Origin of the sequence: Noviherbaspirillum sp. (assembly GCF_035654295.1) — a bacterium.
Lineage (GTDB): Bacteria > Pseudomonadota > Gammaproteobacteria > Burkholderiales > Burkholderiaceae_D > Noviherbaspirillum.
Genome location: NZ_DASRXF010000041.1, coordinates 1 through 22,104 on the forward strand (window position 1 = coordinate 1; position 22,104 = coordinate 22,104).

Sequence of the window (22,104 nt, forward strand, 5' to 3'; positions counted from 1 at the left end):
TCGAGCTGCGCGGGCGCTTCCCCGGCTCGACGCGGTTGGCCACGGGTCCGTTTGCATCCACTGGGTCGAAGGAGAAATCGGTGAGCTGGTTGTTCAACAGGAAGCCGCGCACCATCTGGCGCGAGCCGAACGCGTCTTCGATGGTCGTCGTCATCGAGATCGCATTCCCCGCCGCATCGACGATGGAAATGTGCGACGTTGACGGCAGTTCGGGGGAATTGTCGATGCCGCCGGCCAGTGCCGTGACTCGCGGCACGCCGAACTTGGCCTGGCCCATCGACTTGTCCGAAATGAGCGCGGCGCGGCCGGCAAGGTAGCGCTTGTCGAGCAGCGCCCTGGGGCTATTGCCCGGCAGCGGCACGAAATCGGTGTCGGCGACATAGCGCGCGCGATCGGCGTAGGCCAGCCGCCCTGCCTCGGCGAACAGATGGATCGCCTCGGCGCCGGGTACACCGTCCCGCGGCGCGAGGGAACGCAGGTCGCGGGTTTCGAGGATGCCCAGCATCTGCGCGATGGCGATGCCTCCGGACGAGGGCGGCGGCATGCCGCACACGGTCCATGCCTTGTAGTCGGTACAGACCGGAACGCGCAGTTTGGCCTGGTAGCCGGCGATGTCGGCGGCGGTCAGCAAGCCGGGATTGGCGGGATGCGCCTTGACCTTGGCTTCGATGTCGCGCGCGATCTGCCCTTTGTAGAACGCGTCGGCGCCGCCCGTCGCAATCTCGCGCAGCACCTTCCCAAGCTCGGGATTCTTCAGCACATGCCCGGCGGGCCAGGGGTTGCCGTCCTTGTCGAAAAAATAGGCGGCGGCGGCCGGGTCCTTCTTCAGGTGCTGCTCGGACTTGAGCATGGTGTTCAGCCGCGGGCTGACGGCGAATCCCTCTTCCGCAAGCTTGATCGCCGGCGCGAAGAGCGAAGCCCAGGGCAGCTTGCCGTACTGCCTGTGCGCCAGTTCGAGCATGCGCAGGACGCCGGGGGCACCGACGGAGCGGCCTCCGACCACGCCTTCGTAGAACGGCATGGCCTTGCCTTCCGGCGTGTAGAACATCTTTTCCGTCGCCGCAGCCGGCGCCGTTTCGCGCCCGTCGTAAGCCTTCACCTCCTTGCCGTCAAAGTGCAGGAGAAAAGCGCCGCCGCCGATGCCGGACGATTGCGGCTCGACCAGCGTCAGCACCATCTGCACGGCAATGGCCGCGTCGACCGCCGTCCCTCCGGCACGCAGCACCTGGTAACCGGCATCCGTTGCGAGCGGGTTGGCGGCAGCGACCATGGTCTTGCGCGCGGTCCAACCCGGTTTCTCCGAATAGCCGCTCGCGCCTTCCGGCGCCTGCATTCCCGTAGCGGGAGCGGTGGCTTGCGGTGCGGGGCCGGCAGCGCAGCCTGCCAGCAAGAGCGCGGCAAGCAGGGCCGCAGATAGGCGTGTATTCGACATGGACGTTCCAGAAAGAAAAAGACAAGCCACAGGCTTGTCTTAGTCTAGTGCGGCAGATGGGGCGCGGGCTTGCGTTTGCTCACCCGCGTCCCGGGCATCACTTCGGCTGCATGCGGATCGCGCCGTCGAGGCGGATCGTTTCGCCGTTGAGCATCGGGTTCTCGATGATGCTCTTTGCCAGGTGGGCGTACTCGGCCGGCTTGCCGAGGCGCGACGGGAACGGAACCATCTTGCCCAGCGCATCCTGCACTTCCTGCGGCATGCCGAGCAGCATCGGGGTTTCGAAAATGCCGGGAGCCACCGTCATCACGCGGATGCCGTTGCGCGACAGGTCGCGTGCCATCGGCAGCGTCAGACCGACCACCGCGGCCTTCGATGCGCCATAGGCGGCCTGACCGATCTGGCCGTCATAAGCGGCAACCGACGCGGTGTTGATGATCACGCCGCGCTCGCCGTGCTCGTTCGCTTCCGTCTTCGACATGGCGTCGGCGGCCAGGCGGGCCATGTTGAAGGTGCCGACGAGGTTGATGTTGACCACGCGCTGGAACACATCGAGGGGATGCGGACCATCCTTGCCGACGGTCTTGACGGCGGGCGCCACGCCGGCGCAGTTGACCAGGCCACGCAGCGTACCCAGTGCGGCGGCGGCTTCGACGACAGCCTTGCCGTCGGCTTCGGAAGTCACGTCGCACTTGACGAACTTGCCGTTCAGCTCGGCGGCGAGCTTTTCACCGGCTTCCACCTGCACGTCGGCCAGCACCACCTTGCCGCCGTTTTCCACGATCATGCGCGCGGTTGCCGCGCCGAGGCCCGACGCGCCGCCGGTAATGATGAATACGCTGTTCTGGATCTGCATGTCTTCCTCTGGTTGTTGAACGGAAAGTTTATGACGTTTACGTAAACGTAAAGAAAAGGCGATTGTAGCCAATTTTGACGCCCAAAAGCAAAAAAGGCGGCCGGAGCCGCCTCTCTTGCGCCTGGAATCCGGCGTTACTTCGATTGCGTTGGTGCCGCGGCCGGTGCACCCGGCGCTGCCGCCGGCGCACTCACTGCCGGCGGGCTGGCGGTGTGGCCGGCAGCGGCCGTCGTGCCGACCGCCGGAAGCAACGGCACCAGCAGCAGTGCGACGATGTTGATGATCTTGATCAAGGGATTCACGGCCGGGCCGGCGGTGTCCTTGTACGGATCGCCGACGGTGTCGCCCGTGACCGCCGCCTTGTGCGCGTCGGAGCCCTTGCCGCCGTGGTGACCGTCCTCGATGTACTTTTTGGCGTTATCCCACGCACCGCCGCCGGTACACATCGAGATCGCCACGAACAGGCCGGTCACGATCGTGCCCATGAGCAGGCCGCCGAGCGCGGCCGGGCCGAGGATGAGGCCGACCAGGATCGGCACGACGACCGGAAGCAGCGACGGCACGATCATTTCCTTGATCGCTGCCGTGGTCAGCATGTCGACCGCCTTGCCGTATTCCGGCTTGCCGGTGCCTTCCATGATGCCCTTGATGTCGCGGAACTGGCGGCGCACTTCTTCCACCACGCTGCCGGCCGCGCGGCCGACCGCTTCCATTGCCATCGCCCCGAAGAGGTAGGGAATCAGGCCGCCGATGAACAGGCCGACGATCACCATGTGGTCGGACAGGTCGAAGCGCAGGTGCATGCCGCGCGCCTCCAGCGCGTGGGTGTAGTCGGCGAACAGCACGAGCGCCGCCAGACCGGCGGAACCGATGGCATAGCCCTTGGTCACGGCCTTGGTGGTATTGCCCACGGCGTCGAGCGGGTCGGTGATGTCGCGCACGCTTTCGGGCAGGTCCGACATTTCCGCGATGCCGCCGGCGTTGTCGGTGATCGGCCCATAAGCGTCGAGGGCGACGATGATACCCGCCATGCTCAGCATGGAAGTCGCCGCAATGGCGATGCCGTACAGACCGCCGAGCGCGAAGGACACCCAGATCGCGATACAGACGAAGATCACCGGCCAGGCGGTGGACTTCATCGAGACGCCAAGACCGGCAATGATGTTGGTACCGTGGCCGGTGGTCGAGGCCTGGGCGACGTGCTGCACCGGCTTGTAGTCGGTGCCGGTGTAGTACTCGGTGATCCACACCATCAGTGCCGTCAGCGCGAGGCCGACCACGCAGGCGCCGAACAAGGCCATCGCGCTCACGGTCCTGCCGTCGGCAACCGTCACCGCTTCCGGGAACAGCCATGTGGTGACGAAGTAGAAGGCCACCAGCGAAATGATGCCCGAGATGATCAGGCCCTTGTACAACGCCGGCATCACGTTCTTCATGCCCGGCGTTGCCTTGACGAAGCTGCAGCCGATGATCGAGGCGATGATTGAGACGCCGCCAAGCGCAAGCGGATAGATCACCGCGTTGAGCGGTGCACCGGTGACCATCAGCGCGCCGAGCGTCATGGTCGCGATCAGCGTCACTGCGTAGGTTTCGAAAAGGTCGGCGGCCATGCCCGCGCAGTCGCCGACGTTGTCGCCGACGTTATCGGCGATCACCGCCGGGTTGCGCGGATCGTCCTCGGGAATGCCGGCTTCTACTTTGCCGACGAGGTCGGCGCCGACATCGGCCCCCTTGGTGAAGATACCGCCACCGAGACGCGCGAAGATCGAGATCAGCGAAGAGCCGAAGGCGAGGCCGAGCAAGGGCTTGAGCGTGGTCGCATCGACCGTCTTGCCGTTGGTGATGAACCAGAAGAACAGGCTGACGCCGAGAAGGCCGAGGCCGACCACCAGCATGCCGGTGATGGCGCCGCCGCGGAAGGCGACGGCCAGCGCGGGCCCGATGCCCTTGGTCGCCGCCTGCGCGGTACGCACATTCGCGCGCACCGAGACGTTCATGCCGATGAAGCCGCATGCGCCGGAGAGCACGGCGCCGACGACGAAGCCGATGGCCGTGGTTGCATCAAGGAAGACGCCGATCAGGATGGCAAGGACGATACCGACGATACCGATCGTCTTGTACTGGCGCGCGAGATAGGCGCCGGCCCCCTGCTGAATGGCTGCTGCGATTTCCTGCATGCGGGCATTTCCCGCATCCTGGCCCAGGATCCAACTCCGGGACACCAATCCGTAGATCACGGCGATGACGCCGCAGGCTACGGCCAACCACAAACCTGTTGCCATATCGACTCCTCCAAGTGTTTCACGACAAAGTTAAAACAACGACGTTCCGGAGGACGGCGACGGCATACGCCCGCACTGCACAAAAGGTATTTGCTGTCGTCGTCCCGCGAGTACTACGCACTGCAAACTTCTTGCGCTACTTGTTACTGAAGAGATTCGGCTGGCCCGTATTGTTGCATACGGGATAATGTCTGGATACTGGCTCGGGCTCCCCCTGGCAATATGTTGATCTGGGACAGGCCGCAGGCCCGAAAAAAAAGCGGACACAAAGTCCGCTTTCCTTTTTACTCCGACAAGGCCGCGAAGGCTTTGTCGCGGATCGTTTCGACCGGTCCGACACCCGAAATCTTGCGGTATTTCGGCGCGCCCGCCTGACCGGACTGGGCCCACTTGTTGTAGTAGTCGACCAGGACTTCGGTCTGGTCGTGATAGACGGCGAGACGCTTCTGGACGGTTTCTTCCTTGTCGTCATCGCGCTGGATCAGTTCTTCACCGGTCACGTCGTCCTTGCCTTCCACCTTCGGCGGATTGAACTTGACGTGGTACGTGCGGCCCGAAGGCTGGTGCACGCGCCGGCCGCTCATGCGCTCGATGATGGACTCGTCGGGCACGTCGATCTCGAGCACGTAGTCGATCGCGACGCCGGCATCCTTCATCGCATCGGCCTGCGGAATGGTGCGCGGAAAGCCGTCGAACAGGTAGCCGTTGGCGCAGTCGGGCTGCTTGAGGCGGTCCTTCACCAGGCCGATGATGATGTCGTCGGACACCAACCCGCCCGCATCCATCACCTTCTTGGCCTCGATGCCGAGCGGCGTACCTGCCTTGACCGCGGCGCGCAGCATGTCACCGGTGGAAATCTGCGGGATGTTGAATTTTTCCTTGATGAAATTCGCTTGCGTGCCTTTGCCGGCACCTGGCGGTCCTAGAAGGATGAGGCGCATGGTGTGTCCTAGACTGGTTTTAAATTTGTAATCGGTGACGAGGATGTCCGCCAGGGCGGGCGAATTTACCTCAAAGACATGCTTTTATCACACTAAGTTTTCATGAAACTTACCACAGAATGTCGCCGGACCGGAATCCTGCACCGCAATTCTTCTAATTTTCCTGTCCGAACGCGCGCTGTACGCGCTGCAGGTCTTCCGGGGTATCCACGCCCGCAGCCGGCGCATCCGGCGTGACATGGACGGCGATCGGATATCCGTGCCACAACACCCGAAGCTGCTCCAGGGCTTCGATCTGTTCCAGGGGCGACAGCGCCAGGCGCGGGTAATCCTGCAGGAAAGCGTTGCTGTAGGCGTACAGTCCGATATGCCGTAGTGGCGTGTAGCCGGCGGGCACCGCTTGCGTAGTCTGCGCGAAGGCATCGCGGTGCCAGGGAATGGTGGCGCGGGAAAAGTAAAGCGCCCTGCCCGCCTTGTCGAGCACGACCTTCACCACGTTGGGGTTGAAGATTTCCGCGACGTTCGAAATCGGATGCGCCGCGGTCGCCATCGGCACACCGGAATTGATGAGGCCGGCGGTGGCGGCAATCAATGCAGGTGAAATCAGCGGCTCGTCGCCCTGCACGTTGACGACCACCGCGTCGCCGGGCAGGGACATCGCGGCCGCCACTTCCGCGATGCGGTCCGTGCCGGAAGGATGGTCCGCGCGGGTCATGTGCGCGACGACCCCATGCTCGCTGCACGCGGCAAGGATGTCCGCATGGTCGGTTGCGACGACCACTTGCGCGGCACCGGACTGCAACGCTCGTTCGGCGACGCGGACCACCATCGGTTTTCCGCCGAGGTCGGCCAGCGGCTTGTTGGGCAGCCGGGTCGACGCCAGCCGTGCGGGGATGATGACGGTGAAGCTCATGAAACAGCGCGACGCGTCAGATCAGCATCAAGGATTGAGGGGAGCCGGCGGCGCGTTCAGGTCGCGTGCCTGGTCGGCCCACATGATGGGGATGCCGTCGCGGATGGGATAGGCAAGCTTGTCGGGATTGCAGATGAGTTCCTGCGCATTCTTGTCGTATTCAAGCGGTCCCTTGCAGATCGGGCAGACTAGGATATCAAGCAGTCGGGCGTCCACGACATTTCTCCACTATTCGTTCGGCCAGCGCGCGGTCGATGCGCGCCGTGACCGGGACGACCCAGATGCGCGGGTCGTTGTTGATCGTATCAATTCGTGCACATTTTACTGCATCCTTCTCGGTGATCAGGATGAGATCGGCGGCGATTTTCGCGAAAGGGTTGTCCGCGAAGTCGTAGTGGTCGGGCAGCGGCAGTTCTTCCACATCGAGGCCGGCCCGCTTCAGCATCGCGAAAAAGCGCGAAGGATTGCCGATGCCGGCGGCGGCGGCGATGCGCACACCCTGTCCGCCAAGTTCGTGCAGCGGGCGTGCACCAGCGGTGCCGGACAACGGCTCGGCCATGCCGCCGATGAGCTCCATGCGCACGGCCTGCGCCGGTATGCCCTTCGGCAAATGCCCGGCATTGAACACCGTAAAATCGCGCGGCCGGCCCGCCGGTTCACGCAGTGGGCCTGCGGGCAGGAGCCATCCATTGCCGTTGCCGCGCTCGTCGCACAACACGATTTCGACATCGCGCTGCAAGGCGTAATGCTGCAGGCCATCGTCGGACACGATGACATTGACCTCGGGATGCGCCGCAAGCAGGCTGAGCGCGGCATCGGCGCGGCGGCGGCCGACCACCACCGGGCATTTCGCGCGGCGAGCAATCAGCGCCGGTTCGTCGCCCACCTGATCGGGAGAGGATTCCGGACGCACTTCCACCGGAGCCGCGTTCTTCGCGCCATAGCCGCGCGATACGACGCCCGGCACCAGGCCGGCACGACGCAATTCCTCGACGAGCCAGATGGTGAGCGGGGTCTTTCCGGTGCCGCCGACAAAGATATTGCCGACGACAATGACCGGAACAGGCAATCGCGTCGAGCGCAGCAGCCCGGCGCGGTAGGCCGCGCGGCGGGCGGAAACAAGCGCATGGAAGGCCAGTGAGACCGGCCAGAGAGTGGTGGCAAGCAAGCCGCGGCTTAGCCACGCCTGCGGGAGGGTCGTTTCAGCGCCGCGCGTCATTTCCCGCCGCTGGTCTGGGCGGCAAAGGTGACTTTCTCGAACCCGGCCAGGCGCGCGGCTTCCAGCACGTTGATCACGGACTGGTGCGCAGCGGTCGCATCGGCGTTGATGATGATGACCGGGTCCTTCTTCGAAGGGCTCTTGGCATTGGCCGTCGACTTCAGTTCCTCGGCGAGGCCAGTGGCGTCGCGCGCGGCAACCTGCTGGTTGTCGATCGCATACAAACCCTGCGCGTTGACGCCGACATTGATTTCGAAGGGCTGCTCCACCGCCTTCTCGGCATCGGCCGTGGGCAGGGAAATCTGCAGCGCGGTGAACTTGCTGTAGGTGGTCGTGACCATCAGGAAGATCAGGATCACCAGCAGGACATCGATGAAGGGAATCAGGTTGATGTCCGGATCGTCGCGGCGCTTGCCTTTGCGGAAGTCCATAAAGCGCCTTACTTGCGGTTGCCGTGCACGAGGTCGACGAACTTCACGGCCTGCTGTTCCATGTCGACGATGAAGCTGTCCACCAATGCGCGGAAGTGGCGGTAGAACACGAGGGCGGGCATCGCGATCGCGAGGCCGAAGCCGGTGTTGTACAGCGCGACGGAAATGCCATGCGCGAGCTGCGCCGGATTGGTGCCGGTGGCGTTCTGCGCACCGAAAATCTCGATCATGCCGACCACTGTGCCGAACAGGCCCATCAGCGGTGCCAGCGTGGCGATCGTGCCCAGCGTGGTGAGGAAACGCTCGAGGTCGTGCGCGGTGCCGCGGCCGGCCTCCTCGATCGACTCCTTCATCACATCGCGCGGCGCGTTGACATTGCGCAGCCCCGCGGCGAGCACGCGGCCCAGCGGCGAATTGTTTTCCAGGTTACCCAGCACCTCGGGGCTGATCTTGCCATTGTGATAAACGCGGATCACTTCTTCCAGCAGGCTGGGCGGCAGGATGCGCCGGCGGCGCAGGTACAATACGCGCTCGATAATGAGTGCCAATCCGATAACGGAAGCGATCAGCAACGGCCAGATCGGCCAGCCGGCAGCTTGAATGATGGCGAGCAAAGCAGGCTCCTTGGGGATGAATTCGATCGGATGCAGAATGTATCCTGTTGGGACGCTGCGGGCAAGCACGCACAGCGGCGATACCACGCCGAAAATTCTGCACAGGGCTTGTGGATAACTTTGTGGGCAAGTTTGCACAACCCACCAAAGTGCTTGATTCAAAAGGATTTTCAGGACAGGCGCGCTGCCGGCAATGAAATAGTTTTCCGAATGAAATCAGGCACTTATGTTTACGCCCGGACCTTTGTAACCAAGTGTGACTGCAAGATGACGATTTGGCGCGCCTGTGGAAAGGTTTTGCCTTGGAATACCGCATGAATACTGGAAGTCCTTCTGAAAACGCAGGCGCGGCACCGCCTGTGCTGACGGTCTCGGCCCTGAACCAGGCCGTGGCGCGCATGCTCGAACGCAGCTTTCCGCTCGCCTGGGTATCCGGCGAAATTTCGAACTTCACCAAGGCCGCCTCCGGCCACTGGTACTTCACCTTGAAGGACGACGCGGCGCAGGTGCGTGCCGTCATGTTCCGCGGCCGCGCGCAGTACGCAGGCTTCACGCCGCGCGAAGGCGACAAGGTGGAAGTGCGCGCGCTCGTGACGCTGTACGCGCCGCGCGGCGACTACCAGCTCAACGTCGAGGCGATCCGCCGTGCCGGCGTGGGCAACCTGTACGAAGCCTTCTTGCGGCTCAAGGAAAAGCTGAACGCCGAAGGCTTGTTCGACCCCGCGCGCAAGCGTCCGCTGGCGCTCTTTGCGCGCACGGTCGGCATCGTCACCAGCCCGCAGGCCGCCGCCTTGCGCGACATCCTGACCACGCTGCGCAGGCGGGCACCGCATGTGCGCGTGATCCTCTACCCCGCCCCGGTGCAAGGCGCAGGGTCGGCCGAGAAAATCGCGCAGGCCATCGATACCGCATCGGCACGCGCCGAATGCGACGTCCTGCTCGTCTGCCGCGGCGGCGGCAGCATCGAAGACTTGTGGTCCTTCAACGAGGAAGTGGTGGCCCGGGCCATCGTTGCGTGCTCCATGCCGGTGATCTCCGGCGTCGGCCACGAGACCGATGTCACCATCGCCGACTTCGCTGCCGACCTGCGCGCACCGACGCCGACCGCGGCCGCGGAAATGGCGGCCGCGCCGCGCGCCGACTGGATGGCCACGCTGGGCGCGCACGCCGACGATCTGACCCGAGCATTCAAGCGCCGGCTCGGCGAAAACGCGCAGACCCTGGACTGGTACGCCCGGCGGCTGGTCAGCCCCGCGGCCTACATCGCGCATGAGCGGCTCAAGCTGAAGGGACTGGAGACCCGGCTTGCGCATGCAACGCGGACACCGCTCAGCCAGGCGCGCTACGCGCTGTCCCACCTGCAGACCCGGCTCGCCGCGCAGCTCCCGAAAACCGCACCTGCCCGTGCCCGCCTGAAAGACGATGCGCGACGCGTCGCCGCGCGCATGGAAGCAACGCTGGCGCACCGCAGGCAGGCGCTGGCCTCGCTGGAGGCCCAGCTCGAACTGCTGAACCCGCAGCGGACACTGGAGCGCGGCTATGCAATGGTGCTCGACGGTAAAGGCCGCATCGTGCGCGCGCCGAAGGACCTGCATCCACGGGAAACCGTCACCGTCAGGCTGGCGGAAGGTTCGGCCGAAGTCGGCATCGCCAGCGTACAGCCCACGCTGGAATAGCTTTGCGGACAGACTCCTGCGCGAATTTGCGCTGCATCGCGAAAGCAATCATGCAACCTGTCGGCATCCGTCTTACAATTAACGTCTTTCAAAAACAACATCGACCGTAACGAAGAAAGGAAAACGCCATGGAACACACCCTGCCGCCCCTGCCCTACCCGATGGACGCACTGCAACCGCACATGTCCAAGGAAACGCTGGAATACCACTACGGCAAGCATCACCAGACCTACGTCACCAACCTGAACAACCTGATCAAGGGCACCGAGTTTGAAAACGCGCCTTTGGAAGACATCATCAAGAAGTCCTCCGGCGGCCTGTTCAACAACTCCGCCCAGGTGTGGAACCACACCTTCTTCTGGAACTGCATGAAGCCCAACGGCGGCGGCGCACCGACCGGCGCAGTGGCCGACGCGATCAACGCCAAGTGGGGCTCCTTCGACAAGTTCAAGGAAGAATTCAACAAGTCCGCCGCCACCAACTTCGGTTCCGGCTGGACCTGGCTGGTGAAGAAGGCCGACGGCTCCGTCGACATCGTCAACACCTCGAACGCCGGCACGCCGCTGACCTCCGCCGACAAGCCGCTGATGACCTGCGACGTGTGGGAACACGCCTACTACATCGACTATCGCAATGCCCGTCCGAAGTTCCTGGAAGCCTTCTGGAATCTCGTGAACTGGGATTTCGTCGCGAAGAACTTCGCGTAAGCAATCGTCCCGCCATTGCTCCTGCGATGGCGGGCTTCCCCCTGAGTTGACGAAAACCCCCAGGGGTATATACTCGGTTGAAACAGCCACCACCCGCATAGCCGCGCCTTGAACAAGTCCTGCATTCCTGCAATCCGTAATTGTGCATCCCTGCACGAGGAAGGCATGGCTGTATCCGCATTCCCTATTTCTGCCCGTCTTCAGTGCCGCCTTTCGTACGGACCCGCTGTCCGTCACGTGTCCACTCGAGACCTCGCCCGGCTCTCCTAGGCTCGGCAGGCGCCTAGGAAAACCTCTCCGGTTTTTCCCGTCCTGCCGAGCACCCGCCTCCTGAATCCCGATCCGCCCTGGCGCACTGGCCTTGCCTGACGCCGGATGTCTTTTTCCGGTGATTGCCGCTGGCAATCGCCGCGGGGGAGCTTTTGCCATGAAAACCGAGCGTTACCTGTCTCAAACGGATGCCGCCATCCTCGGCCGCCTCGCCGAGCATCTGCTGCGTAAGGGCGGCGTCAATATCCCGTTCGCGGAGCAACTGATCGCGATCATTGAAACCTCGATCCTCCTGCCCGCGAATGCACCGCGCGAGGATTGCGTTGCCCTGTACTCGACGGTCGTCTGCCGCGATCTTGAATCGGACCGGCAAATGTCGTTATGCATCGTCTGCCCGCACGACGTCCACGACGGCCTTGCGCAGGTGTCCATACTCGCGCCGCTGGCGCTGGCCCTCGTCGGCCGCATGGTCGGCAGCCTTGTCGAAGTCAAGCTGCCGTTCCTTCAAACCATGTTCATTGAAATCGTCGGCACCGAGTCGCCGGTGCATCAAGGAACCTGACAAGGCCAGGAGGAAAAATGGATCGCATCAAAACGATTTTGGTGGCTACCGACCACACGGCACATTCGCGCCGCGCGGAGTTGCGCGCCGCCATGCTCGGCGTAGAGCTGAAGGTGGAAACAGTAGAGGTGATGAGCACCCAGCCGGAGGCTGCCCCGGCACTGCACCAGGCGACCGGCACCGACGGGCAGGCAAGGATGCGCCGCACCTATGGTGCGCCGACGGACATCGCCGGGCGTGCCGAAAAGATCCGCGCCGATCTGACCGTCGTCGCCGCCAGGCGGGAAAACTTCTTTGCGGGCCTCGTCGCGCGATTCCGGAACGACGAGCTGATCCGGCGCAGCGAACGCCCCGTTCTGCTGGTGAACCGTGAAGCGGTGATGCCATACAAGAAGGTTGTCGTCGGTGTCGACTTTTCGGCGGAGTCGCGACAGGCAGCCCGGGTGGCGCTTGCCCTCGCGCCCACGGCGCATTTCACGTTTCTCCATGCCTTCCGGGTCGCGAACGAAGAAATGATGCTGGCGCACGAAGTGCCGGCCAGCACCATCCATGAATACCGCATCCACGCGCGCAACGCGGCGCGGCTCAGACTCAACAGCTTTATCGATGCACTCGGCCCGCGGCGGCAGCTCATCTCGCGCTCGGTCGAGCACGGCCTGGCGGGACCGACCATCGACACGCGGGCAAGAGAGATCGATGCCGACCTCATTGCACTGGGCAAGCACGGCAAGTCCCGCTTCGTCGAGCTGTTTCTCGGGAGCGTCACGCAACGCCTCAGCGAGATCGACCACTGCGATCTGCTGGTGACCACCACGCCGTACGAGGATGACCTTGACCTGCCTCCCGCTGCGTAACGCCTTACCTGCCACCGCAGCACCACTACTTCACCCTTTGAAAGGTACAACATGAAACCAGAGATCATCGTCACCACCACTGACATCGAACGACTGGAAGCGCTGATCGATTCGATGCCTCCCATGGCCGCCGGCGTCGAATTGCTTGAGGAACTGCAACGGGCGGAAGTGGTGGAACCCGACGAGGTTCCTCCCACCGTCGTCACCATGGACTCGACGGTGCGGTTCCGCATCGGCCCCGGGAATCAGGAATTCTGCCGCCGCCTGGTCTATCCGCGCGAGGTCACCGATTCCTCGACGATTTCCGTGCTCTCCCCGGTGGGCAGCGCCCTGCTTGGTTTGTCCGTGGGCAGCAGCATCGAATGGCCTGGTCCCACAGGCGAACGCCTCGTCGTGCAGATCGTGGACGTCATTCACCAACCCGAACGCACGACATCCACCGAGGACTGAACGGCCGGCAAGATTTGATGCAGGAAGGATCCACTGCCATGGAATGCTTCAGCGTCCGCGGGACGCACTTTGACATCGGCGAGGCACTCGGACGCATCGCCAGGCCACTCGCCGGCCATATTGCAGCTACGGTAGAGCGCGATGCGTCCCGCACGCGTGCGGCAGACATGCCAGCGCTCCTGGAGCGCGTTCAGGAACAGTTTCCGCAGCAGTGGGATGAACTGCGGGGCATGAGTGCCGCCATGCGGCTGGACATCGAAGACGTGTTCCTCTGGAACTGGCTGCAGGAGCAAGCCTGCGACGCGGCCAATGCATCCGTCGTCGTCAACCGGCTCGGCTACCGTCTCATCCTGAACAAGCGCGTCGTGGGGCCTTCGCTTGCCCCGCGTTGCAGGATCGTGGAAGCGCATCCCGAGGGCACGCCCGGTTTTCTCGGGCTGCACGTCCCGGGCTGCCTGCCCGGCACGGCATTCGGTGCGAGCCATGCCGGGGTGGCGCATGTTGCCGATCCCATTCCACAGGAAACACCGGGCAACGGACTGCCCGGATTTGTCATCAGCCGCGCCGTGCTCGATGCCGGCTCGCTTGCCGAGGCGCTCGATATCGTGATGGCCTGCGAGCGCATCGGCTCGGGCCATCACATCCTCGCTTCCACGCAGGAGTTTGTCACGGTCGCCGTAACCGCCTCGCCGGAGGAACGAAAGCTTGCGCCCATCCCCAACACTTACTGGACCGCGAAAGCTTCCCGCCGCACCGATGCGGCACTCGGCGAGTTGATGAGTCACCTTCCGCGCCATCCCGCGGAGGAGGACATGCTGTCCCTGCTTGAACCAGGCGCGGACGCTTCAGTCATCTCTCCGGCGGAAGGGAATATCGGCACCGCGCTGATCAAGCTCACCGCGGGACGGATCGACCTCCGGCTGTTCCGCGCCGAGGGCGTGCACCGGTACACTGTGAAGGTTCGGCACTGAGGTCGAGTAGCGCAATGGCAACAAGGATTTTTGCTGCCCGAGCCGGGAATGCAAGCCTGCTGTCAGCATCCGGTCGTAGGGTGAGGTACCTGTTGAAAAACTTTCACTCCAGCGCAATCCCGTTGCCGTATCCTTGCGCGAGCCGAATTCTTAACTTTGCACGCCAACCACATGAAGACGCCCCAGCAACGTCATCCCATCCGCAAGATCCTGGTCGCCAACCGTTCCGAAATTGCCATCCGCGTGATGCGCGCCGCCGCGGAACTCGGCATTCGCACCGTGGCGATTTACGCCAACGAAGACAAGTTCGCCCTGCACCGCTTCAAGGCGGACGAGAGCTATCTCGTCGGCGAAGGCAGGAAGCCGATCGCGGCCTACCTCGACATCGACGACATCATCCGCATCGCCAAGGAAGCGCATGTGGATGCGATCCATCCGGGTTACGGTTTCCTGTCCGAGAACCCCGACTTTGCCGAAGCCTGCGCGAAGAACGGCATCACCTTCATCGGCCCGCAGCCGGAGGTGATGCGCACGCTCGGCAACAAGGTGGCGGCGCGCAATGCGGCCATCGCCGCCGGTGTCCCCGTCGTGCCCGCGACGAAGGCGCTGCCACACGACATCGCGCTGGCGAAGGAGATGGCAGCCGAAATCGGCTACCCGCTGATGCTCAAGGCAAGCTGGGGCGGCGGCGGCCGCGGCATGCGCGTGATCGAGTCGGAAGCGGAACTGCCGGGCCAGCTGGAAGTCGCCCGGCGCGAGGCGCTGGCCGCGTTCGGCAACGACGAGATGTATCTCGAGAAGCTGGTGCGCCGCGCGCGCCACGTCGAGGTGCAGCTGATGGGCGACATGCACGGCAATCTCGTGCACCTGTTCGAGCGCGACTGTTCGGTTCAGCGGCGCAACCAGAAGGTCGTGGAGCGCGCGCCCGCCCCCTACCTCGACGACGCGACCCGCGCCGAACTATGCGAGGCGGCATTGCGACTCGGCCGCGCGGTCAGCTACACCCACGCCGGCACCGTCGAATTCCTGATGGATGCCGACACCAACAAGTTCTACTTCATCGAGGTCAATCCGCGCATCCAGGTGGAACACACCGTGACCGAACAGGTGACCGGCATCGATATCGTGAAGGCGCAGATCCGCGTCTCGGAAGGCATGCGCATCGGCGAAAAGGATGCGCACGGCGCCGGCATTCCCGCGCAGGAAGACATCCATCTGAACGGCCACGCGCTGCAATGCCGCGTGACCACGGAAGATCCGGAAAACAATTTCACGCCCGACTACGGCCGTCTCGTTGCCTATCGCAGTGCGGCCGGCTTCGGCGTGCGCCTCGATGGCGGCACCGCCTACTCGGGCGCGGTTATCACGCCTTACTACGACTCGCTGCTGGTCAAGGTCACGGCCTGGGCGCCGACTTCGGACGAAGCGATCGCGCGCATGGACCGCGCGCTGCGCGAGTTCCGTATCCGCGGTGTGTCCACCAACCTGCCCTTCCTTGAAAACGTCATCAACCACGACTTGTTCAAGTCGGGCGCATGCACCACGCGCTTCATCGATACCACGCCGGAGCTGTTCCAGTTCGCCAAGCGGCGCGACCGCGCGACGCGCCTGCTGCGCTTCATCGGCGATGTGGCGGTCAACGGCAATCCGGAGATGAAGGGGCGCAAGTTAATCGACGGCGACATCGCCGCACCGCTGCTGCCGGCCATGCACCGCTCCGCGCCCATCCTTCCCGGATCGCGCGACAAGCTCAAGGAACTCGGCGCGGAAAAGTTTGCGCAGTGGATGAAGGAACAGCCGCAGGTGCTGCTCACCGACACCACCATGCGCGACGCGCACCAGTCACTGTTCGCCACGCGCATGCGCACCGCCGACATGCGCGCCATTGCGCCCTACTATGCGCGCATGCTGCCTAACCTGTTCTCGATGGAATGCTGGGGCGGCGCCACCTTCGACGTGGCGATGCGCTTCCTGAAGGAAGATCCGTGGGAGCGCCTGTCGCAATTGCGTGGGGAAGTGCCCAATATCCTGTTCCAGATGCTGCTGCGCGCATCCAACGCCGTCGGCTATACCAACTATGCGGACAACGTGGTGAAGCACTTCGTCGCGCAGGCAGCCAGTGGCGGCGTCGACCTGTTCCGCGTGTTCGATTCGCTGAACTGGGTGGAGAACATGCGGGTGGCCATCGACGCGGTGCGTGAATCGGGCGCGCTGTGCGAAGGCGCGATCTGCTACACCGGCGATCCCTTCGATCCGTCGCGCTCGAAGTACAGCCTCAAGTACTACGTCGACATGGCGAAGGAACTGGAGAAGGCCGGCGTGAACATCCTCGGCATCAAGGACATGGCCGGCGTGTGCAAGCCGCACGCGGCGCGCGCGCTGGTCAAGGCACTGAAGGAAGAGGTCGGCCTGCCGATCCACTTCCATACGCACGATACGAGCGGCATCGCCGCCGCCTCCGTGCTGGCCGCGGTCGAAGCAGGATGCGACGCAGTGGACGGCGCGATGGATGCGATGAGCGGCCTCACCTCGCAGCCCAACCTCGGTTCCATCGCCGCTGCGCTGCAAGGCACGGCACGCGATCCGGGCATGGACAAGCAAGCGATGTTCGCGATCTCGCAGTACTGGGAAGGCGTGCGCCGCCAGTACGAACCCTTTGAGGCCGACATGCGTTCCGGCACCTCGGACGTGTACCGCCACGAAATGCCCGGCGGCCAGTACACCAACCTGCGCGAGCAGGCGCGCGCGATGGGCATCGATCACCGCTGGACGGAAGTGGCGCAGGCCTACGCGGACGTCAACCAGTTGTTCGGCGACATCGTGAAGGTGACGCCGACCTCCAAGGTGGTCGGCGACATGGCGTTGTTCATGGTGGCCAACGACCTGACGCCGGAGGACGTGAAGAATCCGGACAAGGAAATCGCCTTCCCCGAATCGGTGATCTCGCTGTTCAAGGGCGAACTCGGGTTCCCGCCGGACGGCTTCCCGAAGGAGCTTGAGAAAAAGGTCCTCAAGGGCGAAAAGCCGATGGTCGGCCGCCCGGGCGCCAACCTGCCGCCGGTCGATCTCGCCAAGGCAAAGGAAGACGCGGAGAAGGCGGTCGGACGTTCGATCTCCGAGCAGGAACTGGCTTCCTACCTGATGTATCCGAAGGTGTTCCGCGACTATGCGGAGCATCGCCGCACTTACGGCGACGTGAGCGTGCTGCCGACGCCGGTGTTCTTCTACGGCCTGAAGGAAGGCAAGGAGATCTCGGTGGACATCGACCAGGGCAAGACCCTCGTGGTCCGCCTGCAGGGCCGCACCGAGCTGGAAGAGGAAGGCCAGAGCAAGCTGTTCTTCGAGCTCAACGGCCAGGCGCGCATGGTGCGCATCGACAAGGCCGGCGCGGTCAAGCTGGTCACGCATCCGCGGGCGCAGGACGGCAACGCAAACCATGTCGGCGCACCGATGCCGGGCATGATCGTCACGCTGGCGGTGAAGCCCGGGCAGAAGGTGGCCAAGGGCGATCCCCTGGTGTCCATCGAAGCGATGAAGATGGAAACCATGATCCGCGCCGAACGGGATGCGGTGGTGAAACAGACGCACGTCAAACCGGGTGCGGTAGTCGCGGCGAAGGACTTGCTGGTCGAACTTGCCGACTGATTCCGTAGCAACGCCGTCATTCCTGCGAAAGCAGGAATCCAGCGTCGTTATTCGACGCACGCACGACGCTGGATCCCGACTTTCGTCGGGATGACGGCGCTTTTTCCAATCTGGCAAGATTCGTCATGCAATACTGAATCAATGTGACTGGCGCTGGTGCTTTAATTAGAATACAAGCTTTTTCCGAGCATCCTCGCCAGACATGACACGACCGAACCTCTCCTCCTCCTTCAAACAACTCCTGCAACTGACCGTCGCCGCGGCCGCGATTGCCCTCGCCGGCGTCGCGCACGCGCAGCAAGTCTTGCGCGTATCGGCGATTCCCGACGAGGCGCCGACGGAACTGCAGCGCAAGTTCAAGCCGCTGGGCAGCTATCTCGAGCAGAAGCTGGGCATGAAGGTGGAGTTCGTGCCGGTCACCGATTACGCCGCCTCCGTGGAAGGCCTGGTGAACAACAAGCTCGACATGGTGTGGTTCGGCGGCTTTACCTTCGTGCAGGCGAAGATCCGCAGCAATAACAAGGTAGTGCCCATCGTCCAGCGCGAGGAAGACGAGAAGTTCCGGTCGGTCTTCATCACGACCGACAAGTCGATCAACCGGCTGGAAGACCTGAAGGGCAAGACCTTCGCCTTCGGCTCCGAATCCTCCACCTCGGGCCACCTGATGCCGCGCTCCTTCCTGCTCGCCGCCAAGGTCAGTCCGGATGCCGACATGAAGCGCGTCGCTTTCTCGGGCGCGCATGATGCCACGGTTGCCGCGGTGGCAGGCGGCAAGGTCGATGCCGGCGCGCTGAACATTTCGGTATGGGAAAAGCTTATCGCGCAAGGCAAGGTAGACCCGAAGACGGTGCGCGTCTTCTACACGACGCCCGGCTACTTCGACTACAACTGGACCGTGCGCTCGGACATGGACCCGGCTCTGCGCAAGAAGCTGACCGACGCCTTCCTCGCATTGAACGCAACAGACGCACAGGGCAAGGAAATCCTTGAACTGCAGCGCGCAACGCGCTTCATCCCGACCCGCACCGAGAACTACGAACAGATCGAGAAAGCGGCACGCAACGCGGGCCTGCTGAAGTAACAATGACGTTTGAACTGCGCGGCGTCTCGGTACGCCATACCGCTGCCGCTGCCGGCCCTGCGGCGCTGCAGGACCTGACGCTGTCGATCGCGCAGGGCGAGCAGCTTGCGCTGATCGGACCTTCCGGCGCCGGCAAGACGACCCTGCTGCACACGCTTGCCTGCGCCCATCGTCCCGACGCCGGGCAGTTCACGCTCTTCGGCGATGCTCCCTGGGCTGCCGGCGATGTCCGGCGACGCGCCTTGCGCGCTCGCCTGTTCCTGGCGCCGCAGACGCCGCCGCTGCCGCCGCGGCAACGCGTGGTGACGGCCGTCCTCGCCGGCCGTCTGCCGCACTGGAGCCTGTGGCAGGCGCTTGCCTCCCTGGTCAAGCCTGCCGATCCGGAGTCCGCCTATGCGGCGCTGGCGCGCTTCAATCTGCAGGACAAGCTCTACGCGCGAGTGGACCGCCTCTCCGGCGGCGAGAGGCAGCGCTGCAGCATGGCGCGCCTGCTGGTGTCGCGCGCGGAAGCCTTCCTGGTCGACGAGCCGCTGTCTGCGCTCGATCCCGCACTCGCCGTCCAGGCACTCGGTGTCTTGCAGGAGGAAGCGTCCGCGCGCAAGGCCACGCTGGTGTGCAGTCTGCACCAGGTCGACCTGGCGCGCGCCCATTTCCCGCGCATCGTTGGCGTACGTGCAGGCCGCATCGTGTTCGATGCGGCACGCGAGGCCGTCACCGACGAGATGATCGCCACGCTTTACCGTCATTCCGATCGCGGTGCGCCTGCAGAGTCCGTGCCAGAGGCACCGGCAACGCCCTCGTTGATCACGCGCTGCTTCTGATTCGCACATGGCCTTTTTTTCCACGCATGAAACACATCCGGACCCGGCATGGCGCGGGCGGCTCGCTGCCGCCGCCATCGCCCTTGCCCTGCTGTGGCCGATGCTGCTGTGGAGCGAGTTCAATCCGTGGCTGCTGCTGGATGCGCAAAGCCTGAATGCGACAGGACGCTTCCTCGCCGATTTCTTCCCGCCCGCGCATTCAGTGGAGTTCCTGCAGCTCGTGGCGCAGGCGACATGGGAGACCATCGCCATCGCGACCGCCGGCATGACGCTCGCCCTGCTCGGCGCGGTCCCGATGACGCTGGTCGTGACGGAGCGGCTGTCGCTCTCGCGAATCGGTACCGGGCGTATCAGCCTGCCCGGACGCGCACTGCGGCAGGCAGTGCGCTGGATACTGGTCGTGCTGCGCAGCGTGCCGGAACTGGTCTGGGCACTGCTGCTGGTCCGCATCGTCGGGCTCGGGCCGACCGCGGGCGTGCTCGCGATTGCGCTCACCTACTGCGGCATGCTCGGCAAGGTGTATGCAGAGATCCTCGAATCGGCCGACGCGCATGCGAGCGACAGCCTGCTGCGCAACGGCAGCGGCCGCCTCGGCGCGCTGCTCTACGGAGCGCTACCCGAATCGGCTTCGGAGCTTGTCTCCTACACGGTCTATCGTTGGGAATGCGCGATTCGCGGATCGGTCGTCATGGGCTTCGTCGGCGCCGGCGGCCTCGGGCAACGGATGGATGAGTCGATGAAGATGCTGTCCGGCGGAGAAGTGTCGACCATGCTGCTGGTCTTCGTGCTGCTGGTCGCATGTGCGGATGGCGTGAGCAAGGTGTGCCGGAGGATACTCGCATGAGCCGTCCAGTGTTGCCGGCGCCGCCGCGCGTGCGGCCCGCCGCCATCGCGCTGCTGATCGGAATAGGCGCGCTCGTCATCGCCAGCTTTGCGACGCTGCCGCTGCAGTGGAAGGCTTTCTTCACTCTCGACGCCGCTCGCACTACAGGCGAATTCCTGCTCGGCTTTGCACCGCCGGAACTCGCTCCGGCCTTCCTGGAAAAGACGGCGTGGGCAACGGCGGAAACCCTGGCGATGTCCGCGCTCGGCACCGGCATCGCGGCTCTCCTCGGCCTGGCCCTGGCCCTTCCCGCCAGCGGCCGTTTCGGCATCGCCGCGCGTGCAGGCACCCGCCTGGTGCTGAACGTATCGCGCTCGATTCCGGAACTGGTTTGGGCCGCCATCCTGCTGATCGCGGCCGGCCTCGGCCCATTCGCCGGGACGCTCGCGCTCGCCGCGCATACTGCCGGCGTACTCGGCCGCCTGTTCGCCGATGCACTCGAAAACAGTTCACCGCTGCCCGAATCCGCGCTGCGCATCAACGGCGCGCGCCCTGCCGCGGCATTCCTCTATGCGACCCTGCCGCAGGCCGTGCCGCAGATGGTGTCCTATACGCTGTACCGCTGGGAAAACAATATCCGCGCCGCGGCCGTCCTTGGAGTGGTCGGTGCGGGGGGATTGGGGCAGATGCTGAAGTACCACCTGTCGCTGTTCCAGATGCAGCAGGCGGCGACGGTCATCATCGGGATGCTGCTGCTGGTGGCGGTAGTCGATGCCGTCAGCTTCTGGCTGCGGCGGAGGATGACGCGCTGAGCGCAAAAATGAAAAAAGGCAACGCGCGTTTCCGCTGCGTCGCCCCTCGATGATGCATTTGCCGGCGCATGCGCCTGGCAGGATCAGCCGTTGACGGCGTCCTTGAATGCCTTGCCTGCGGAGAACTTGACCGTCTTGGCTGCGGCGATCTTGATCTCTTCGCCGGTGCGCGGGTTGCGGCCGGTGCGCTCGGCGCGCTTGCCGCATGCGAAACTGCCGAAACCGACGAGCTGCACGGTCTTGCCTTCTGCAACGGACTTGACGATGTTGTTGATCACGGAGTCGAGTGCACGTTGTGCGGCGACCTTCGACAGATCGCAGTCTGCTGCAATTGCATCAACCAGTTCAGTCTTGTTCATTAATGTTCCTCCTGAGAAAAGGCACAGATTCTAGCATCAGGGCTTGACGCAGTCTGTAGGTATTTTTCCACAACCGCAAGGGCGGCGGGACGCTCCCATTGTCGTTCAAATGCCCGCCAGACGGGAACTATAGGATAAAACAAACCGGTATTTTGTATCAGTAACGATACGCCCGGTCATTTTCCACCCTGACCCGCGCCCCCACCTGGAGGTCCGCCGCGCTTTCCTGCACGATCGTCCGGTAGCTGCCGTTATCCATGCGCAGGCCGAGCTGGTAGGCATTGCGCCCCTGTGCATTGCGCTCCATCTGGTGGCCGACCATGGCGCCGCCGATTACACCGGCAACCGTGGCCGCCTTCTTCCCGCGCCCGCCGCCGACCTGGTT

General features: G+C 64.0%; 21 protein-coding genes and 1 pseudogene. 11 read left to right on the plus strand and 11 right to left on the minus strand.

Going from position 1 to position 22,104, the window contains the following annotated elements; translation table 11 throughout:
* The 9 genes from VFF99_RS04730 to VFF99_RS04770 form a co-directional block, all read right to left on the minus strand.
* Positions 1-1,432, minus strand: a 1,432-nt coding sequence (locus VFF99_RS04730; RefSeq protein WP_325015458.1) for a gamma-glutamyltransferase family protein, incomplete at its 3' end; no start/stop codon positions are given.
* A gap of 97 nt (positions 1,433-1,529) precedes the next feature.
* Positions 1,530-2,288 carry a 3-hydroxyacyl-CoA dehydrogenase gene (locus VFF99_RS04735; protein WP_325015460.1) on the minus strand — a complete coding sequence of 253 codons (759 nt, stop codon included), beginning with the start codon at positions 2,286-2,288 and terminating at the stop codon, positions 1,530-1,532.
* 134 nt (positions 2,289-2,422) lie between these two features.
* Positions 2,423-4,570 (minus strand): sodium-translocating pyrophosphatase, encoded by a 2,148-nt coding sequence (locus tag VFF99_RS04740; RefSeq protein WP_325015462.1) that lies wholly within the window; start codon positions 4,568-4,570, stop codon positions 2,423-2,425.
* Positions 4,571-4,854: 284 nt separating this feature from the next.
* The gene (gene adk, locus VFF99_RS04745; RefSeq protein ID WP_325015464.1) at positions 4,855-5,511 is read right to left on the minus strand and encodes an adenylate kinase; all 657 of its coding nucleotides are present in this window, start codon (positions 5,509-5,511) and stop codon (positions 4,855-4,857) included.
* Between the two features lie 154 nt (positions 5,512-5,665).
* Positions 5,666-6,424 (minus strand): 3-deoxy-manno-octulosonate cytidylyltransferase, encoded by a 759-nt coding sequence (gene kdsB / locus VFF99_RS04750; RefSeq protein ID WP_325015466.1) that lies wholly within the window; start codon positions 6,422-6,424, stop codon positions 5,666-5,668.
* A gap of 27 nt (positions 6,425-6,451) precedes the next feature.
* The gene (locus VFF99_RS04755; protein WP_325015468.1) at positions 6,452-6,640 is read right to left on the minus strand and encodes a Trm112 family protein; all 189 of its coding nucleotides are present in this window, start codon (positions 6,638-6,640) and stop codon (positions 6,452-6,454) included.
* Positions 6,621-7,643, minus strand: coding sequence for a tetraacyldisaccharide 4'-kinase (lpxK, locus tag VFF99_RS04760; RefSeq protein WP_325015470.1), 1,023 nt, complete (start codon positions 7,641-7,643; stop codon positions 6,621-6,623). The genes VFF99_RS04755 and lpxK overlap by 20 nt, the downstream gene beginning before the upstream one ends.
* A complete protein-coding gene (locus tag VFF99_RS04765) occupies positions 7,640-8,074 on the minus strand; it encodes a biopolymer transporter ExbD (RefSeq protein ID WP_325015472.1) in 435 nt (144 codons plus the stop codon). The genes lpxK and VFF99_RS04765 overlap by 4 nt, the downstream gene beginning before the upstream one ends.
* An 8-nt stretch (positions 8,075-8,082) precedes the next feature.
* Positions 8,083-8,688: a MotA/TolQ/ExbB proton channel family protein gene (locus tag VFF99_RS04770; RefSeq protein ID WP_325015474.1), complete on the minus strand. Its 606-nt coding sequence runs from the start codon at positions 8,686-8,688 to the stop codon at positions 8,083-8,085.
* Between the two features lie 314 nt (positions 8,689-9,002).
* Between VFF99_RS04770 and xseA the strand changes: the two genes are divergently transcribed.
* From xseA to phnE, 11 genes are all read left to right on the plus strand, one after another.
* Positions 9,003-10,364, plus strand: a complete 1,362-nt coding sequence (gene xseA, locus VFF99_RS04775; RefSeq protein ID WP_325015476.1) for an exodeoxyribonuclease VII large subunit — start codon at positions 9,003-9,005, stop codon at positions 10,362-10,364.
* A gap of 128 nt (positions 10,365-10,492) precedes the next feature.
* Positions 10,493-11,071 (plus strand): superoxide dismutase [Fe], encoded by a 579-nt coding sequence (sodB, locus tag VFF99_RS04780; protein ID WP_325015478.1) that lies wholly within the window; start codon positions 10,493-10,495, stop codon positions 11,069-11,071.
* Positions 11,072-11,432: 361 nt separating this feature from the next.
* Entirely contained in the window at positions 11,433-11,903 is a 471-nt protein-coding gene (locus tag VFF99_RS04785; protein WP_325015480.1) for a GreA/GreB family elongation factor, read from the plus strand.
* Between the two features lie 17 nt (positions 11,904-11,920).
* Complete coding sequence (locus tag VFF99_RS04790; RefSeq protein WP_325015482.1) at positions 11,921-12,757, plus strand: universal stress protein; 837 nt, start codon at positions 11,921-11,923, stop codon at positions 12,755-12,757.
* Positions 12,758-12,808: 51 nt separating this feature from the next.
* Positions 12,809-13,207, plus strand: coding sequence for a nucleoside diphosphate kinase regulator (rnk, locus tag VFF99_RS04795; RefSeq protein ID WP_325015484.1), 399 nt, complete (start codon positions 12,809-12,811; stop codon positions 13,205-13,207).
* A gap of 38 nt (positions 13,208-13,245) precedes the next feature.
* Positions 13,246-14,178 carry a C45 family peptidase gene (locus VFF99_RS04800; RefSeq protein WP_325015486.1) on the plus strand — a complete coding sequence of 311 codons (933 nt, stop codon included), beginning with the start codon at positions 13,246-13,248 and terminating at the stop codon, positions 14,176-14,178.
* Between the two features lie 171 nt (positions 14,179-14,349).
* On the plus strand, positions 14,350-17,823 hold the full coding sequence (locus VFF99_RS04805) for a pyruvate carboxylase (protein ID WP_325015488.1): 3,474 nt from the start codon (positions 14,350-14,352) through the stop codon (positions 17,821-17,823).
* A 202-nt stretch (positions 17,824-18,025) separates the two neighbouring features.
* Complete coding sequence (locus VFF99_RS04810) at positions 18,026-18,904, plus strand: putative selenate ABC transporter substrate-binding protein (protein ID WP_325015490.1); 879 nt, start codon at positions 18,026-18,028, stop codon at positions 18,902-18,904.
* A gap of 2 nt (positions 18,905-18,906) precedes the next feature.
* Complete coding sequence (locus VFF99_RS04815) at positions 18,907-19,725, plus strand: phosphonate ABC transporter ATP-binding protein (protein ID WP_325015492.1); 819 nt, start codon at positions 18,907-18,909, stop codon at positions 19,723-19,725.
* Positions 19,726-19,732: 7 nt separating this feature from the next.
* A complete protein-coding gene (locus tag VFF99_RS04820; protein ID WP_325015494.1) occupies positions 19,733-20,569 on the plus strand; it encodes a PhnE/PtxC family ABC transporter permease in 837 nt (278 codons plus the stop codon).
* Entirely contained in the window at positions 20,566-21,360 is a 795-nt protein-coding gene (gene phnE, locus VFF99_RS04825; protein WP_325015497.1) for a phosphonate ABC transporter, permease protein PhnE, read from the plus strand. The genes VFF99_RS04820 and phnE overlap by 4 nt, the downstream gene beginning before the upstream one ends.
* Positions 21,361-21,443: 83 nt before the next feature.
* On the opposite strand, the gene VFF99_RS04830 is transcribed toward phnE, so the two are convergent.
* On the minus strand, positions 21,444-21,719 hold the full coding sequence (locus VFF99_RS04830) for an HU family DNA-binding protein (protein ID WP_088709641.1): 276 nt from the start codon (positions 21,717-21,719) through the stop codon (positions 21,444-21,446).
* A gap of 157 nt (positions 21,720-21,876) precedes the next feature.
* Positions 21,877-22,104, minus strand: a pseudogene (locus tag VFF99_RS04835) (hypothetical protein); the annotation flags it as partial.